General features: G+C 69.2%; 16 protein-coding genes and 6 tRNA genes. 8 read left to right on the forward strand and 14 right to left on the reverse strand.

From position 1 onward, the window contains the following. Window positions 1–21: 21 nt before the first annotated feature. The 7 genes from ACI2L1_RS17545 to ACI2L1_RS17575 form a co-directional block, all read right to left on the reverse strand. The gene (locus tag ACI2L1_RS17545; protein WP_404740204.1) at window positions 22–2,757 is read right to left on the reverse strand and encodes a Tat pathway signal sequence domain protein; all 2,736 of its coding nucleotides are present in this window, start codon (window positions 2,755–2,757) and stop codon (window positions 22–24) included. A gap of 88 nt (window positions 2,758–2,845) precedes the next feature. Continuing rightward, on the reverse strand, window positions 2,846–3,439 hold the full coding sequence (locus tag ACI2L1_RS17550) for a hypothetical protein (RefSeq protein ID WP_404740205.1): 594 nt from the start codon (window positions 3,437–3,439) through the stop codon (window positions 2,846–2,848). Window positions 3,440–3,449: 10 nt separating this feature from the next. Next, entirely contained in the window at window positions 3,450–4,322 is an 873-nt protein-coding gene (locus ACI2L1_RS17555; RefSeq protein WP_404740206.1) for a carbohydrate ABC transporter permease, read from the reverse strand. Beyond that, a complete protein-coding gene (locus ACI2L1_RS17560; protein ID WP_404740207.1) occupies window positions 4,319–5,275 on the reverse strand; it encodes a carbohydrate ABC transporter permease in 957 nt (318 codons plus the stop codon). The genes ACI2L1_RS17555 and ACI2L1_RS17560 overlap by 4 nt, the downstream gene beginning before the upstream one ends. Before the next feature lie 14 nt (window positions 5,276–5,289). Next, complete coding sequence (locus ACI2L1_RS17565) at window positions 5,290–6,579, reverse strand: extracellular solute-binding protein (protein ID WP_404740208.1); 1,290 nt, start codon at window positions 6,577–6,579, stop codon at window positions 5,290–5,292. A gap of 404 nt (window positions 6,580–6,983) precedes the next feature. Beyond that, a tRNA-Val gene (locus ACI2L1_RS17570) sits at window positions 6,984–7,055 on the reverse strand. A 78-nt stretch (window positions 7,056–7,133) separates the two neighbouring features. Next, entirely contained in the window at window positions 7,134–7,592 is a 459-nt protein-coding gene (locus tag ACI2L1_RS17575; RefSeq protein ID WP_404740209.1) for a TIGR02611 family protein, read from the reverse strand. Between the two features lie 191 nt (window positions 7,593–7,783). On the opposite strand from ACI2L1_RS17575, the gene ACI2L1_RS17580 reads away from it, so the two are divergent. Next, window positions 7,784–8,197, forward strand: a complete 414-nt coding sequence (locus tag ACI2L1_RS17580; RefSeq protein ID WP_004002642.1) for an SsgA family sporulation/cell division regulator — start codon at window positions 7,784–7,786, stop codon at window positions 8,195–8,197. A gap of 257 nt (window positions 8,198–8,454) precedes the next feature. Beyond that, a complete protein-coding gene (locus ACI2L1_RS17585) occupies window positions 8,455–9,012 on the forward strand; it encodes a CGNR zinc finger domain-containing protein (protein WP_404740210.1) in 558 nt (185 codons plus the stop codon). Window positions 9,013–9,100: 88 nt separating this feature from the next. On the opposite strand, the gene ACI2L1_RS17590 is transcribed toward ACI2L1_RS17585, so the two are convergent. Then, window positions 9,101–9,253, reverse strand: coding sequence for a hypothetical protein (locus tag ACI2L1_RS17590; RefSeq protein ID WP_404740211.1), 153 nt, complete (start codon window positions 9,251–9,253; stop codon window positions 9,101–9,103). Window positions 9,254–9,409: 156 nt separating this feature from the next. After that, window positions 9,410–9,859, reverse strand: a complete 450-nt coding sequence (locus ACI2L1_RS17595) for a hypothetical protein (protein WP_404740212.1) — start codon at window positions 9,857–9,859, stop codon at window positions 9,410–9,412. A 223-nt stretch (window positions 9,860–10,082) separates the two neighbouring features. Here ACI2L1_RS17595 and ACI2L1_RS17600 point away from each other — a divergent pair, with 223 nt between their 5' ends. Then, window positions 10,083–10,604, forward strand: a complete 522-nt coding sequence (locus ACI2L1_RS17600; RefSeq protein ID WP_404740213.1) for a DsbA family protein — start codon at window positions 10,083–10,085, stop codon at window positions 10,602–10,604. Between the two features lie 42 nt (window positions 10,605–10,646). Here the strand turns inward: ACI2L1_RS17600 and ACI2L1_RS17605 are convergent, their stop codons facing one another. Genes ACI2L1_RS17605 through ACI2L1_RS17615 form a run of 3 tightly spaced genes read right to left on the reverse strand, consistent with a single transcriptional unit; the run spans window position 10,647 to window position 13,399 of the window. Next, a complete protein-coding gene (locus ACI2L1_RS17605) occupies window positions 10,647–11,474 on the reverse strand; it encodes a GNAT family N-acetyltransferase (RefSeq protein ID WP_404740214.1) in 828 nt (275 codons plus the stop codon). A 60-nt stretch (window positions 11,475–11,534) separates the two neighbouring features. Beyond that, window positions 11,535–12,356, reverse strand: coding sequence for an aminotransferase class IV (locus ACI2L1_RS17610; RefSeq protein WP_404740215.1), 822 nt, complete (start codon window positions 12,354–12,356; stop codon window positions 11,535–11,537). Next, on the reverse strand, window positions 12,353–13,399 hold the full coding sequence (locus ACI2L1_RS17615) for a chorismate-binding protein (RefSeq protein WP_404740216.1): 1,047 nt from the start codon (window positions 13,397–13,399) through the stop codon (window positions 12,353–12,355). The genes ACI2L1_RS17610 and ACI2L1_RS17615 overlap by 4 nt, the downstream gene beginning before the upstream one ends. Window positions 13,400–13,577: 178 nt before the next feature. On the opposite strand from ACI2L1_RS17615, the gene ACI2L1_RS17620 reads away from it, so the two are divergent. The 5 genes from ACI2L1_RS17620 (at window position 13,578) to ACI2L1_RS17640 (ending at window position 14,032) form a co-directional block, all read left to right on the forward strand. Then, window positions 13,578–13,650, forward strand: a tRNA-Gly gene (locus tag ACI2L1_RS17620). A gap of 39 nt (window positions 13,651–13,689) precedes the next feature. After that, window positions 13,690–13,763, forward strand: a tRNA-Cys gene (locus ACI2L1_RS17625). Window position 13,764: 1 nt separating this feature from the next. Then, a tRNA-Val gene (locus ACI2L1_RS17630) sits at window positions 13,765–13,836 on the forward strand. Between the two features lie 20 nt (window positions 13,837–13,856). Next, window positions 13,857–13,928: transfer RNA gene (locus ACI2L1_RS17635), tRNA-Val, on the forward strand. A 32-nt stretch (window positions 13,929–13,960) separates the two neighbouring features. Beyond that, a tRNA-Val gene (locus tag ACI2L1_RS17640) sits at window positions 13,961–14,032 on the forward strand. Between the two features lie 47 nt (window positions 14,033–14,079). Here ACI2L1_RS17640 and ACI2L1_RS17645 read toward each other — a convergent pair. After that, window positions 14,080–14,391 (reverse strand): zf-TFIIB domain-containing protein, encoded by a 312-nt coding sequence (locus ACI2L1_RS17645; RefSeq protein ID WP_031054045.1) that lies wholly within the window; start codon window positions 14,389–14,391, stop codon window positions 14,080–14,082. Between the two features lie 80 nt (window positions 14,392–14,471). Beyond that, window positions 14,472–15,413 (reverse strand): phosphotransferase family protein, encoded by a 942-nt coding sequence (locus ACI2L1_RS17650; RefSeq protein WP_404740217.1) that lies wholly within the window; start codon window positions 15,411–15,413, stop codon window positions 14,472–14,474. Window positions 15,414–15,687 lie beyond the last annotated feature (274 nt).

A 15,687-nucleotide genomic window follows, 5' to 3' on the forward strand; every position in this document is an offset into this window, starting at 1 on the left:
AGTTCCCCACCACCCAAGCCCCTACGGCATCTTGTCCCCAAGAAGCGCCAGGTTCTCGATAGCGGCCAGCCCATACAAAGCGGTGTCATTGGTAGCCACCCACGCAGCCTCACTACCCGCCACCAACGCCACCGGCCCGCTCAACGCCTCCGTCTTCCAGGGCGCCGACTCCTTGTACCCGTCGGAGTTGTAGAACTTGTCCCACGCGCGCGTGGCCAACTTCGTGTCCCCCGTCTGCACCGCCGCGTACGCATCCAGCCGCGAGTGCCCCTGGAAGAGCAGCAGCGTCCCGAAGTTGGACCCGTACCGCGCCGCCTGCTCGGCCTTGGTCGCGTTGAAGTACCGGCAGTAGTCGAAGTACGCCTCGTTGAACTTCGGCATGTCGACGAGGTCGATGAGCTCAGCGCACAGCTCGTTCAGCCCGAACACGGCGGACAGATGCGAGACCCCGACCACCGGAGCCGAAGCGACCGCGAACTTGCCCGTGTCGAGGTCGTACAGCCCGCTCCCCTGTACGAAGCCGTTGGGCTGGGCGGCGATTCCCTCCATCGTCGACAGCACCCGCGCCTTTGCCTTCTCCCACTTCGGCCCCTTGCGCTCCCACTCGGTCAGCCAGGCCGACACCAGACCGCTCCAGTCCGTGCCGAAGCCGATCGACAGCGCGTGCCGGTCGGGCGTGTACGGGTCGGTGCGCACCTTGCGCAGCGGGTCCAGGACCAGGAACGTCTCGTCGGAGTCGACGTTGGCGTGCATGAGGTCACCCACGCGCTCGTCGGCGGTGAGGAAGTAGTAGTAGCGGCGATACGTCGTGTTGGCGATGCGCTGCTGCTTCGCGCTGTCGGCGTAGTGCTGCACACCGTGTCGGGTACCGAGTCCGGCCCACTGCCCCAGGTGGTATACGTCCACCTCACCGGTGTGCCGGGTCATGGCCTCGGCGAACCGGAAGATGTCCGCGCGGCCCGACCTGATGTAGGCGAACCACAGCCAAAGATCCGGCGAGAGCTCGGAGTTGTCCCATGCGTAGCCGCCGATGTCGTACCGCCACTGGTGCCTGACGGTGTCATAGGTGTGCATGATGTCGCCGTAGTCCCAGAAGCCGTACCAACGGCGTTGCTCCACCTGGTCCTTGTAGTAGGTGAAGAGGAAGTCGAGGTGGTCCTCGATCTTCGCCTTGGCCGGGGTCGACCGGTCGGGCTCGGAGTACAGGCCGGGCCCGAAGACCTTGGCCTTGATGAGCTGCTTGGGCGGCGCGGCGAGCTGCGGCAACACCCGTACGGCCGCGACCTGTTGGGCCAGGGTCTCCGGGGAGGGCGTGGACTCGTTGGCCCAGAACAGCAGTTCCGACGTACGGGCGATGCCGTAGGGCGTGCCGAACTCCGGCTCGTAGTCCTCGTAGGTGATGTTGAGGCCTTCGAGTTGTTCGGCGAAGGTGTCCTGGCCCATGCCGTCGTGGTAGAAGCGCAGGTCCATGGGTTGTGCTTCGGGCGACCAGAGCCAGAGGGTGACCTCGGCCTCGTCGGTGTGGGCGTCGCGGATGTCGAGCTGGGCGGGGTGCTTCTCCCAGAAGTCCCGGAGCCCGAAGGAGAATCCGCCGCTCGCGCCACCGACGTAACCGAATCCGGAGGCCCGCTTCCCGCCGCCGGCGCCGATCCAGCCGTACCCCTTCTTGGTGCGCTTGCGCAGGGTGAAGCCGTCGGCGGAGAGCTGGGCCAGGGTGTAGTCGCCCCACTCGGGGATGTACTGGAGGCGGGTGGTCACCCGCTGGTCCCAGGTCGCGGGGTCGGGCAGCTTCTGGCCCGCGTACTGGGCCTCCTGCACGGCGATGCCGGGGTCGCGGCGCAGCCCGGTGATGCCCTTGACGGCCTCCCGCAGCAGACCGGTGCCCTCGCCGCCGATGCGGATGTGGCGGTCGTAGGACTGGTCGCGCATCGGCACGCTGAAGCGGACACCGATGCCGCGGATGAAGTCGCCGCTCGCCTTGCCGGGCTCCTGGGTGCCGTCGAAGGTGATGGTGTGCACCATGCGGAAGGAGCCGGCGCCCGCGAAGAAGTACAGCCGGATCGAGAACGGCAGCCAACTCCGGCTGCCCTTGCGGTGCTTGCCGTCGATACGGACCACCGCCCGTACCGGGCCGTCCTGTTCGACGGTCACGGAGGAGATGGCACCCTCGAAGCGCTCGGTCTTGACCGTGCCCTGGTCCTCGTCCTCGATCTCGGGCTGGCGGATCAGCACGAGCCGCCCGTTCCTGGCGATCTCCGTCGATCCGCGGGTGACCGACTTGATGAGCGTGGCACCGGACTTGCCGATCTTCGCGGTGATGACACCGGTGGAGACGGTGATCGTGCCGCCGCTCTTGTCGACGGTGACCTTCTTGTCGGGTACGGCGGCGTCACCGGCGCTCAGCGACAGCTTGCCGTTGCCCGAACTGACGGCGTGGGCCGTCCACTTGAGCGAGCCGTCGGGCCAGTAGCCGATCGGCCAGGACTGGACCGGCACGTCCTTGCCGTCCGCGTCCGTGACCGCGAACTTCTGGTCCGGCTGGTAGACGCCCCTGGGCCAGGGGACGCCGACGGTGGAGCCGGGTGCGGCGCCGAGGCCGCCGTCCTCCAGCCAGTCCAGGGTCACCGGACCGTCGTCGGCCTCGGCGGCTCTCGGGGCGGCCTGAGCGTCCTTGGCCCCTAGCGCCCAGCTGAACTGTGCGGCGGCTCCGGCGACGGCGGCCGCCTTGAGGATGGACCTGCGGGGGATGGGGGACATGACCTTCCTTCCACGTACGAATGGTCAGGGGCATGACAGTGAGAGGTACGGCGCCCGGGGCGCCGACCTTGGTCGAGGGCACCGCTCGTCAGCGGCGCCGGTGGCGTTCCTCCACGGCGACGGCCGCCGCCGCGACGGCCCCGAGGACCGGGACCGCCAGCGGTGCGAGGAACCCCGCGGTCAGGGCCACGACGGCGAGTCCAGCGACGATCAGGAAGGACCCGGCGGGGTCGCGCAGGGTCCGGCGTACGGCGTCCGCGAGCAGCTCGCGCCAGGAGGCGCCCGGAACCCAGACGGCCGCCGCGCGGAGACCGGCCACCGCCAGGCCGATCAGCGCGAACAGTCCGACGGCGCCGACGAGCGGACCACCGGGGATCCCGGCCCGCGCGGCCTGGACGTCCACCCAGACCGCGGCCGCCGCGACCCACCCGGCGACCCCGACGAGCCACCCGCGGCGCACGGCCGTACGGAAGTCCGCGACGAACTCCCGCCAGCCCCCTGCCTGATGGCCCGTACGGCGCCGCAGATGCCGGGCGCCGGCGGCGAAGGCCGCGGGGTAGGTGACGCCCCCGAGACAGGCCACGGCGATCCACACGCCGGTGAGCAGGGACTCGGCGAAGACCGCGAAGCGCTCACCGCCGAACACGGACGCCTTACGGGCCTTCACACGCGCTTGCGCCATGCTGACCGCCTCACTTCAGTCCGGAGGTCGCCATACCGTCGATCAGATACCGCTGGAAGGCCATGAAGAAGGCGATGACCGGCACCAGCGCCACCAGCGACATCGCGATCATGCTGCCGTAGTTGGAGATGCCCTCCTGGTCACGGAACATCATCAGGCCCAGCGAGACGGTGTACTTGGAGGGGGTGTTGAGGTAGATCAACGGCCCCATGAAGTCGTTCCACGCGTTGATGAAGGTGAAGATGGCGCTGGTGATGAGGGCGGGGCGGCACAGCGGCAGCACGATCGACCAGTAGGTCCGCAGGTGCCCGCAGCCGTCGAGCTTGGCGGCCTCGTCCAGCTCGCGCGGCAGCCCACGCATGAACTGCACCATCAGGAAGACGAAGAACGCCTCCGTCGCCAGGAACTTGCCGGCCACGAGCGGCACCAGCGTGTCGACGAGTTCCAGCTTGCGGAACATCACGTACTGCGGGATGAGCAGCACGTGGTACGGCAGCAGCAGGGTGCCGATCATCAGCGTGAACAGCAGGTTCCGCCCGGCGAACCGGATCTTGGCGAAGGCGTACGCGGTCAGCGAGCTGGAGATCACGACACCGGCCACGGCGAGGCCCGCGTACATCAGCGAGTTCATGAAGAAGCTGCTGATGGAGATGCCGGAGATGCCGTCGGCGAGCCCGGAGAAGTTCGCCCAGACCGGCTTGGACGGCAGCAGGTCGATGCTGGCGATGATGTCCTTGCTCGGCTTGAACGAGGCGCCGAGGACCCAGATCACGGGGTACAGGACGACCGCGAGGACAGCGAGCGAGCCCACGTGCCAGGCGATCGATCCGGTGCGCCGTCGCTCGTTCGCGGTGCGCACCACAGGGGTGCTGACAGTGGTCACTTGGCGGCCTCCTCGTAGTGCACCCACTTCTTCTGCGACCAGAACAGGACCGCCGTGACCAGCGCCACCGCCACCACCAGCGACCAGGCCATCGCGGCGGCGAAGCCCATCTGGGCCTCCTTGAAGCCCTTCTGGTAGAGGTAACAGGTGTAGACGAGGGTGGCGTCGGCGGGCCCGCACCGGGTGTCTGAGACGACGTAGGCGGAGCCGAACACCTGGAACGCGTGGATGGACTCCAGCAGCACGTTGAAGAACAGCACTGGGGAGATCATCGGCAGCGTGATGTTCCAGAACCTGCGGAAGGGGCCGGCGCCGTCCACCTCGGCCGCCTCGTACAGCTCCCGCGGGACCTGCTTGAGACCGGCCAGGAAGATCACCATCGGCGCGCCGAACTGCCAGATGCTCAGGGCCACCAGGGAGTAGAGGACGTAGTCCGGGTTGCCGATCCAGCCGCCCACGTCGACGCCGAAGATTTTCTGGGTACGGTCCACGATCGCGTCGTCGGAGAACAGTGCCCGCCACACGAAGCCGACGGAGACGCTGGCGCCGATGAGGGAGGGCATGTAGAACGCGGCCCGGTACAGGCCCTGCCCGCGTCGGCTCTGTGCGAGCAGCAGCGCGACACCGAGCGCGAGCAGCAGCTTCAGCGGAGTGGCCACGACGACGTACTTGAGCGTGACCTCCACCGACTTCTGCCAGCGCGGGTCATGGAACATCGTCGTGAAGTTGTCGAAACCCACCCACTCGGGCGGCGTGAACAGGTTGTACCGGGTGAACGCGTAGTACAGCGACGCGATCATCGGCCCCGCCGTGAGCAGCAGGAATCCCGCGATCCACGGCGACATGAAGAGATAGCCGGCGAGGTTCTCGCGGCGCCGCCCGCGCCGCCCGGCGGCGGGAGCGGCGGACCGCTTCTTCGCCGGGCGCACGGGCGCTTCCTTGACGAGCGTCATGGTGGTACGTCCCCTCAGCCCGCGAACGCGGCCTTGGCCTCGCTGAACAGCGACTTGGCGGCGTCGGCCGGCTTGGACTTGCCCTGGGCGACCTCACCGCCGAGGCGCAGGAAGGCCGCCTCGATGACGTCCGCGCCGGACGGGTGCGGGGTGATCTTCCCCAGGACGCCCGCCTTGGCGACCTCGTCCTCGTACGCCGCGACACCCTTGTTGTTGGCGTCGGTGGGCTTGAACGCGTCGTACTGCTCGGTGGTGGCGAGGATGCCGCGGTCGTAGCCCATGATCTTGCCGACCTCGGGGTCGTGGACCATGAAACTGATGAACTGGGCGGCTTCCTTGGGGTGCTTGGTCCCGGAGAAGGCGCTGAGCATCAGCGAGCCGAGGTACTGGCCCGTCTGCTTGCCGTCCGTGGTGGGGATCGGCGCGAGCCCGTAGTCCGACGTGCCCTCGCCCTCGTAGCGGATGGAGAAGTTGTCCCAGGTGAACTCGGACGCGGCGAGTCCCGCCGAGAGACCGGACTTGGGCTTGACCTGCTCGATCTTCTTCGGGTCGGCGACGAGGCCGGACTTCACGCGCTTGTAGCCGTCCTCCCACCACTGCGTCAGATCGTCCTCGGTGAAGCCGAGATCGGAGTCGGTGTAGAAGGCCTTGCCGTTCTGACGCAGATACAGGTCGTAGAGGTACATGATGCCGAAGTAGCCGGTGTCGCCGGCGATCTTCAGCTTGTCCTGGATCGTCTGGAGCGCGTCGAAGTACTCGTCCCAGGTCCAGCCCATCTTCGCCTCGACGCCCGCCTTCTCGAAGGCCTTGAGGTCGATGACGAGCGCCATGGTGTTGGCACCGACGGGGATGGCGATCTGCTTGCCGTCGACCTGACCGTTCGCCAGAACGCCGTTGCGGAAGTTGTCCAGGCTCAGATTCCCGGCGTCCGCCTGCGACTTGAGATCCAGCAGAACACCGCGCTTGTCGTACTTGCGCAGGAAACCGACCGCATTCTGGAAAACGTCCGGCGGATTTCCACCGGAGGCCTGCGTCTGGAACTTCTCCCAGAACGCTTCGTAGTCGGTGAATTCAGGCTTGATCTTGATCTTCGGGTACTTCTTCTCGAAGAGCGCGATCGTCTTCTTGATGGCGATGGTGCGCGGCTCACCGCCCCACCATGCATAACGGAGTGTCACATTCCCGTCTCCGGAACCGCCACTGTCCCCACCGCATCCCGCCGTCGCGGCCAGCCCCAGCGTCGCCGCTGTGGCACCGGCCGCCTTCAGGATCGTACGCCTCTCAACATTCCTACTGGTTCCCACAGTCAGGCCCCTCCCCGCAGCGTCGCCGCCTGCATGAATCGTTTCAAGTAAGCGCTTGCTGGCACAAGCTACGGAGGGCCCGGGAGTGCGTCAATGATTCGGACAGGAATTTCTTGTGAGTGAAGCAAGAGCTTCGGGTCCGCTCAACGGCCAGGCGACACCGAGGAATTGACGAACCCCCAGGTGAGAGGCGCGGGGTCGGCCGGTCGAACGGAGCGCAGGCCGCCGTACGAGATCAGCGGACGGCCGGAAAAGGACGGGCGCCGCAGCGATGCGGCTGCGGACGGTCACGCGGGGCCGAGACTGCGAATCACACGAGAGCACGGCGTCAGTCGGCCCGCACCTGAGTCCGTACGCACACCGAGGGCCCGTCCGCGTTGTCGCGGACGGGCCCTCGGTCCGGGTGGGCGATACTGGGTTCGAACCAGTGACCTCTTCGGTGTGAACGAAGCGCTCTCCCACTGAGCTAATCGCCCGGGTGCAGGAAGAAGATTACCCCATGTCAGGGGGTGCCTGTGACCAGCGGTGACCGGTCCGGCACCCCCACGCGCGGGTCACTGGTCCTTGATGTTCCAGGGCATCTCGAAGCCGAACTTCCACAGGTAGACACCGAGGATCGCCGCCACGATCACGAGGCCGATCACCGTCAGTGTGATGTTGCGCCGCCGCACCCTGGGATCGAGGGCGCGCTGGGCCGCCGCGGTCACCTTGCGCTTGGTCCAGCGGAGCACGAGCTGGGCCCACACGAACTCGGTCGCCCAGATCGCCATACCGCCGAAGATCACGACCCAGCCGGGTCCCGGCAGCGGCAGCATGATGATGCCGGCGACCACGACCGCGAGGCCGATGACAAAGACGCAGACCTGCCAGCTCAGATGCAGCAGCCGCCGCGCCTTGATGAATTCCGGCGCTCTGGAACCGAGCCCCTGCTCGTCCCGCGCCTCGTCCGTCTTGTCGCCGGTCTCATCAGATGCCACGGCAACCTCGCCCGGCTCGTCACTCCCCGTATTCATACAGCCGAACCCTACCGGAGAGAAACCGGTCACCGGAATGGTCGTACCTCCACAAGGGGTTCTCGGCCGGAAGAGTTACGTAAAGGCACGCAAAACACTCAGAGGGGTTTACAACGGCACCGTAGGTGGCATGTCGATTTCGCCGACGTGCGAATCCCCGAGCGCACACTGAGCGAAAGGCCCTGGCGCTTATGAACACCACGGTCAGCTGCGAGCTGCACCTGCGCCTCGTTGTGTCGAGCGAGTCCTCCCTGCCTGTCCCCGCAGGCCTGCGGTACGACACGGCCGACCCCTACGCCGTGCACGCCACCTTCCACACCGGAGCCGAGGAGACCGTCGAGTGGGTGTTCGCCCGCGACCTCCTCGCGGAGGGCCTCCACCGGCCCACCGGAACCGGCGACGTTCGAGTCTGGCCGTCGCGCAGTCACGGTCAGGGCGTCGTCTGCATCGCCCTGAGCTCCCCGGAGGGTGAGGCGCTGCTCGAGGCCCCGGCGCGGGCCCTGGAGTCGTTCCTGAAGCGAACGGACGCCGCCGTGCCCCCGGGCACGGAGCACCGCCACTTCGATCTGGATCAGGAGCTCTCGCACATCCTGGCGGAAAGCTAGGGCGAGGCCGCACAGAGCCGCCCGGCGCCGTCCACTCGGGGAGACGGCTCGGGCACATACAACCGGATAGGGAACGACAGGTGCCGTGGCTGCAGAGCGCGCTGCAGCCACGGCACCTGTCGTGTGTCCGGCCGGGGCCCGTCGGCTCGTCCGGACCGGGTCGGCGGGGGCCGGACCCGTCATCCGGCCCCTGTGAGCCACTACCATCGGCCAGCATCGGCGGGCGTCCGCCCGACCCCCAGGCCAGGGAGCGAATCGTGTTGATCACCCACGACACCCGGTGCGCCCTCGACACCGTGGTGGATCTGGTGAACACCGCACCGGAGGACGACGCGCCGGACACACTGGCGGATGTCGCGGCTCTTGAGGACTTCGTAGGAAACCACGAAATCAGCGATGTCGGGGTGCTCTCGGAGTTCGACCTGTCGGCCGTACGCAAGATCCGCGGCAGGTTCGCCTCGGTCTTCGCCACCCAGGACGCCCGGACCGCCGCCGCGCTGATCAACGAACTGGTGGCCGCCGCCGGCACCACCCCCCAGCTCACCGACCACGACGGCTACGACTGGCATGTGCACTACTTCGCGCCGGGCGCCTCCGTCGCCGATCACCTGGCGGCCGACTGCGGGATGGCGCTTGCCTTCTTCGTGGTGGCCGGCGAGCAGGAGCGCTTGCGGCGCTGCGAGGCGCCCGACTGCCGTCGAGCCTTCGTCGATCTGTCCCGCAACCGCTCCCGGCGCTACTGCGACAGCCGGACCTGCGGAAACCGTCTGCATGTGGCCGCGTACCGGGCGCGCCGCAAGGAGGCCGCGGGCTGAGAGGTCCTGGCGGCGGTCCGGGACGGGGATCCGGGCGGGGGTGGCGACGTGGTCCCCGACGGGTGACGCCGGGGACCACGGGTACGGCTCAGAGCAGCAGCAGGTCGTGCAGCGCAGCCATGAGCAGCAGACACCCGATCACCGCAAGAAAGATCATCAGCGGTGGCTGGGAAAGGGCGAAGAGGCATCCGCGCGGCTCGTTCTGCGGCGGCGTGGTGTCGCTCTGTTTCGTGTCCAGCATCTCGCGGCGATGATGGCGCAGTCGGCACCCTCGGCGCGATCAACACGCCCGGAATGGGCGGTAGTTCGCCACATTCCGTGATGTCCGTTTTGGATTCTGATCGTTTACGGACCGGCGCGGATCCCACTGCGAACGTTTCAGTTCGTCAGGCGACCGTCATATGCCGTGCTTCTTGAGGATGGCCTCGATGTCGCTGAAGTCGTCCCCGGCGTTCGCCGTGGTCCGGGGTTGCCCCGCGGGGCGGACGGCGGGGGTACTGGCGGCCGGGCCGAGCGAGGGCGCCGAGGCCGCGGGGGCCACCGCCTCCTGCTGGGCGCCGCGGGCCGCCTTGCGCTCCTTGCGGGTGCCGCCGCGGCGGCGCTCCACCGCGCGCGTGGTCGAGAACAGCACCCACGACAGGCCGAGCACACCGAAGCCGGCCCAGGCCGTGGGGCTGAACGCGGTGTCCGCGAGCCAGTCGACGACGCCCGTCATCACCAGTCCGAGCGGGACGAGGGAGTAGGCGGCCATGCGGGTGGCCGCGAGGAAGCGCTTTCGGTACGCCGTGACCGCCGCGATGCCCAGGCCGGCCGCGGCGACGGCGGAACAGACGGTCTCGGCAATCATCCGGTCCTCCAGGCAGGGTCGACGGCCAGGTGCCACTTCGTCCCTATCCATCCTGCACCTCCCGACCCCCGCCGGGCCATGCCGCGGCAGGACATCAGGGACATCTCCGGGTCGTCTCCTCCGGAGGTGCCGGTCGGGCGGCACCGGTGGGAGCGCGGATGCCGCCACCGGGCATGACCGGGGTCGGTGCCACCGGGCAGGCCCGAGCTGGGAGACTGGGGCCATGAGCGACCCCTCCCCCGTCCGCCCCGCCGTGCCCGTTCTCGACGTCTGGTGCGAACTGCAGTGTCCCGACTGCCGTGGCGCGCTGGACGACGTCAGGGCCCTGCGTGCCCGTTACGGCGACCGTCTGGAGCTGCGGCTGCGGCACTTCCCGTTGGAGAAGCACAAGCACTCCTTCGCCGCCGCGCAGGCCGCCGAGGAGGCGCTGGAGCAGGGGAAGGGCTGGGAGTACGTCGAGGCCGTGCTGGGACGGGTCGAGGAGCTGGACCGTCAGGGCGAACCCCTCCTGGTCGAGGTCGCCCGTGAACTGGGGCTCGACGCCGAGGAGTTCGACACCGCGCTGATCGACGGCCGGCACATCCTGGTCGTGGACGCCGACCAGGCCGAGGGCAAGGCGATCGGCGTCACCGGCACGCCGACCTACGTCATCGGCGGCGAGCGTCTCGACGGCAGCAAGGACCAGGACGGACTGCGTGAGCGGATCGAGGAGATCATGGACGGACTGCTCGCCGGGCAGGAGTGAGCAGGTCCGAGAGCAGGCTCTCGGACCGGGAATGAGCCGGCCTCAGAGCAGGCTTTTGTACATCGAGTAACCCACCGTCGTGTACCCCAGCGACTCGTACAGCCGCTCGGCCGGTGTGTTGCCCGCGAAGACGTTGAGACACAGGACCCGTCTCCCGGAGGCGATCGCCTGGGCCTCGGCCAGCAGCATCAGGGAACGGCCGTGCCCTCGGCCGCGGAAGGCCTCCTCGGTCTCGACGTCGTAGACCCATGCCGTGTCGTCGACGAACTCCACCCACAGGACCCCGACCCGGACACCTTCGTGCTCCAGGACGCTGAACAGCGCCTTCTCCGTGGCGAGGCCGCGCTCCACCAGCTGTGCGTTGTCCCGCTCCGACCTCGCCCTCGCCGCGGCCTCGGGCACCCCGCGGTCGCTCCAGTCCCGGGCGTACTCCTCGATGCCCCGCTCCGCCCACGGCCCGAACTCGGCCTCCGTCATGGGCCTGCCGCGGCTGCCCGCCGGCAGTACCGGCGCGGTGACGCCGAGCGGCTTCTCCATGCCGCGGTTGCGATGGACGTAACCGAGCAGGGTGGCGAGCCGCAGCGCGGGCCCGGCGTCGGCGGGGACCCTGATCTCCAGCTGCCCGCAGCCCCAGCCCCGCGCCACCTCCTCGGCGGCGAGCGCGGCGACCGTGCCCCGACCGCGCCTGCGGTCCGGTTCCTCGATCCGCAGGTCCTGGATCCGGGCGATGCTCGGTCCGAAGGTCGGGTGGGTCGCGAGGTGTATCGCGCCGACGGGACGACTGTTGACGCACACCTTGTAGTGGCGGGACAGCGCCCCGTCGGCGCCGCGCTGGAGCGGCTCGATCGGCCGCAGGGTGGTGGTCATCACCGGAGTTCTACCCGCTGCCGCGCGCCGGAGCAGCCCAATATCGCGACCCTTTGCGGCCTCTTACGGATCGAGGTCGTCCCCGGCCCGCTCCACGAAGATCCGCATGGCCTTGGCGGTCACCGGGCCCGGCGCGCCCGGCAGTTCGCGTGCGTCGACGCGGTGCACGGCCTGGATGTCCCGCAGCGTCGAGGTGAGGAAGACCTCGTCGGCCCGCTCCAGGACGTCCAGCGGCAGGTCGGTCTCCTTGGCGCCGGTCCATTCGGCGGTCAACGCGCGTGTGATGCCCGCCAGACAGCCGGAGGCGACCGGCGGGGTGTGGATCTCGCCGTCGAGCACGACGAACACGTTCGACCCGGTCCCCTCGCACAACTGCCCGACGGTGTTGGCGAACAGCGCCTCGGAGGCACCCTGCTCACGCGCGCGGGCGAGCGCGACGACGTTCTCGGCGTACGACGTGGTCTTGAGGCCGGTGAGGGCGCCACGCTCGTTGCGCGTCCACGGGACGGTGATCACGGCCGTGGAGTCGGGGCGGGGGCCGGACTCCCCGAGGGCCACCACCAGGGTCGGTCCGTGCTCGCCCCGGTCGGAGCCCAGCGGACCGTGGCCGCCGGTGTAGGTGATGCGCAGCCGCCCGAGAGGCATCGGGTTCGCCGCGAGTACGGCGGCGCAGGCGCGGCGGACCTCGTCGTGATCGGGGTCGGGCAGCCCCAGACCCCGCGCCGACCGGGTCAGCCGGTCCAGATGCCGGGTGAGCGCGAACGGACGGCCGTGCACCGCCTTCACGGTCTCGAAGATGCCGTCGCCCACGGTCAGCCCGTGGTCGAAGACGGAGACACGGGCAGTCTCGGTGTTCTGCAACCCGCCGTCGAGCCAGATCTTCACGTCGGTAGTCCCTCTCCGCTCACCTCGTACGTTCCCGACGCTACCGCGAGCAGCCGGGCGGCCTTCAGTTCGGTCTCGCGCCACTCCGCGTCGGGGTCGGAGCCCCAGGTGATCCCGGCCCCGGTGCCGAAGCGCAGTACGCCTTCGGCGCGGTCGATCCAGAAGGTACGGATGCCGACGGCCAGCTCGCCGGTGCCGCGGTCGGCGTCGACCCACCCGACACCACCGCAGTACGGCCCACGCGGCGCGGTCTCCAGCGCGTCGATGATCCGCAACGCACTGGACTTGGGAGCGCCGGTGACCGAGCCGGGCGGGAAGGCGGCGTCGAGCAGCTCGGCCCAGCCGGCACCCTCGCGCAGCTCGCCCCGCACGGTCGACACGAGATGGACCAGACCAGGATGCTTCTCGACGGCACACAGGTCGGGAACGGTGACGCTGCCGGTGTCACACACCCGGCCCAGGTCATTGCGCACCAGGTCCACGATCATCACGTTCTCGGCGTAGTCCTTGGCCAGCAGGTCGTCCTCGGTCCGCCCGGTGCCCTTGATCGGCCCCGACTCCACGACCGGCCCCTCCCGGCGCAGGAAGAGTTCGGGGGACGCGGTGGCGATCTCCACCCCGTGTCCGGGCAGCCGGATCGTTCCCGCGTACGGCGCCGGGTTGCCGCGGGCCAGCAGCGCGGTCAGCGCGTCCACGTCGGCGCCGGGCATGAGGGACGCGGTCAGCACCCGGCAGAGGTTGGCCTGGTACACCTCGCCGGCGGCGATGTGCGCGCGGATCCGCCGTACGCCCTCCGTGTACGCGGCGCGATCCAGCGACGACGTCCAGTCACCGGTCCCCGGCCCCTGCCACGCCCCCGGCACCGGCGCGGGCACCGGCGCCTGACGTACGTCGGCGAAGCGGGCGCAGGTCAGCCCACCCTCGAAGTCCGCTGCGACGGCCCAGAAGCCGGTGGAGTCCAGGGCCGCGGGATCGCTGGTGACATCGAGGAGACCGGTGGCGAGGCGGTCGCCGAAACGGGCGAGAGGGGCGAGGTCGAGCACGCTGTCGAGTCTATGGCTGGTGTCCTGCGGGTGACCTGGCCATGTCCCTCAGGCCGCCCTGACCACGTACGTCGACGTACGCACCGCAGCACGCTGCGCAAACGCGTTTTTGTACTGGCCCCGGAATCCGCTAGAGTTCAACTCGTCGCCGGGCCGCGAGAGCGGAACGAAACGACAAGCGGACGTAGCTCAGTTGGTAGAGCGCAACCTTGCCAAGGTTGAGGTCGCGAGTTCGAGCCTCGTCGTCCGCTCGATGGGAACAGGGGATCTTCCCGAGCCCCTGCACTCCTGGTGGAGTGGCCGAGAGGCGAGGCAACGGCCTGCAAAGCCGTCTACACGGGTTCAAATCCCGTCTCCACCTCCACGGACGATTAGCTCAGCGGGAGAGCGCTTCCCTGACACGGAAGAGGTCACTGGTTCAATCCCAGTATCGTCCACTGGATCTTCGGATCCCCCCGCGCGATTAGCTCAGCGGGAGAGCGCTTCCCTGACACGGAAGAGGTCACTGGTTCAATCCCAGTATCGCGCACGCAGTATTCACGATCTTGATCGTGGTCCCGAGGACGATTAGCTCAGCGGGAGAGCGCTTCCCTGACACGGAAGAGGTCACTGGTTCAATCCCAGTATCGTCCACACACCGAAGCCCCCGGCCCTGCGGCCGGGGGCTTCATCGTTGGTCGTCAGCTGGAGAACAGCATGTGGCCGAAGCCGCGGTTGCGGTGGTGACCGCCGTGATGACCACCGTGGCCGCCGTAGTGACCGCCGCCGTGCTGCGGCGCGCCCCAGGCCGGTGCGCCGGGCGCGGCAGGGTACTGCGGAGCGGCCGGTGGCGGTGGAACGACGGGGCCGCCGCCGTACTGGCCCTCCAGTCGGGTCAGCGCCTCCAGCTCGCCGTAGTCGAGAAAGATCCCGCGGCAGCCGCTGCACTGCTCGATCTGGACACCGTTGCGGTTGTACGTGTGCATCGGTGCGTGACACTTCGGACACTGCATCGTCTGCTCAACTCCTCGCCCGTTGGTCCTGCTTCGCGTTACGCCAGGACAGACTCCGTCCGGACCTGGTCGGTTGCACCCTACTTCGCCATACCGTCCGCCAACTCCGGCGGGGTGAAACCCATTCGGTCACAGGCGTCCACCACGGCCCGCTCCACGTCGTCCAGTGGCCGGTCCGCCGCTGCCGCCTTGGCGACGGCCCGGGCGGCGGTCTGCACGGTGAGGGCGCGGGCGGGGATGTCCAGGGCGGGCCAGGGGTCGCCGACGGCGGGGACGGCCGGGCCCCCGGCCGCACGGTAGGCACCGAGGAAGCGGACCCAGTCCTCGGGCGCCAGCAGGCCACAGGCGTACCAGGCCGCGGGCCGGGCGAGGTCCCAGGCGGGCTCCCCTACTCCGAGGTCGTCGACGTCTATGAGGCGCCAGGGACCGTCGGGGGCGGGGTGGCGCACGAGTTGACCGAGATGGAGGTCGCCATGGCAGAGGGTCGTGCTGTCGGACATGGGGGTCTCGGCGCGGGCCCATTCGGGGAGGGCGGACCATGCGCGAAGGACGGGGGCGACGGCGGGGTTGAGCTGCTGCCGGGTGGCCGAGAGGAGGCGAGCCACGGCGAGGGCGGCCTTGACGGGACCGCGCATGGGAGGCAGGCCGGGTGGGGCGGGAGTGCGGTGGAGGTGGGCGAGGAGGGTGGCGGCGGACTCCCAAGGGGCGGCGTCCGGGTTCTCCGGGTCCACGGGGGCGCCGTAGGGCCAGAAGGTGACGAGTCTGCCGTGCAGGTCGACGGGCGTCAGGCTGAGCGGGGGCAGAAGGATGCCGGGATTCTGGGTGGCGGTGGCGAGGCGGGGGGCCAGTTCGGCGGGGACCGTGTCGGGAGCGTGCGCCTTGGCCACGGTGTCCGCGTGCCGGACGACTGTCGCGTCGGGGCGATCGGCGAGGGTGGCTGCGCCGCAGTCACAGGTCGACTTGTGTGAGTGGACCTCGGCTCTGACTCGCCAGGTGAGTGCGGTGAGCAGGGGGTGGGTCACGGGTCTCCCTGAGGGGCGGGCGGGTCTCCTCGTGAGGGTACGCAGGGTTGTTCCTACGGCTGCAGGCCGGTGGGGGCTGGTCGCGCAGTTCCCCGCGCCCCTAAAAGCCCGACGGACCGACAGCCGCGTACGGCGCGAAGGGGACGGGGTGGGGGGGTGTCCGCCCGCAGCGGCCGGCGTCCGTTACCGAGCACTGTTGAACCAGCAGAACCGCCGGACCGAGGACGGACACCCCCCCCCCCCCCCCCCCCCCCCCCCCCGAACCCCACCCGCG

It is taken from the genome of Streptomyces sp. NPDC019531 (assembly GCF_044903305.1).
Classification (GTDB): domain Bacteria; phylum Actinomycetota; class Actinomycetes; order Streptomycetales; family Streptomycetaceae; genus Streptomyces.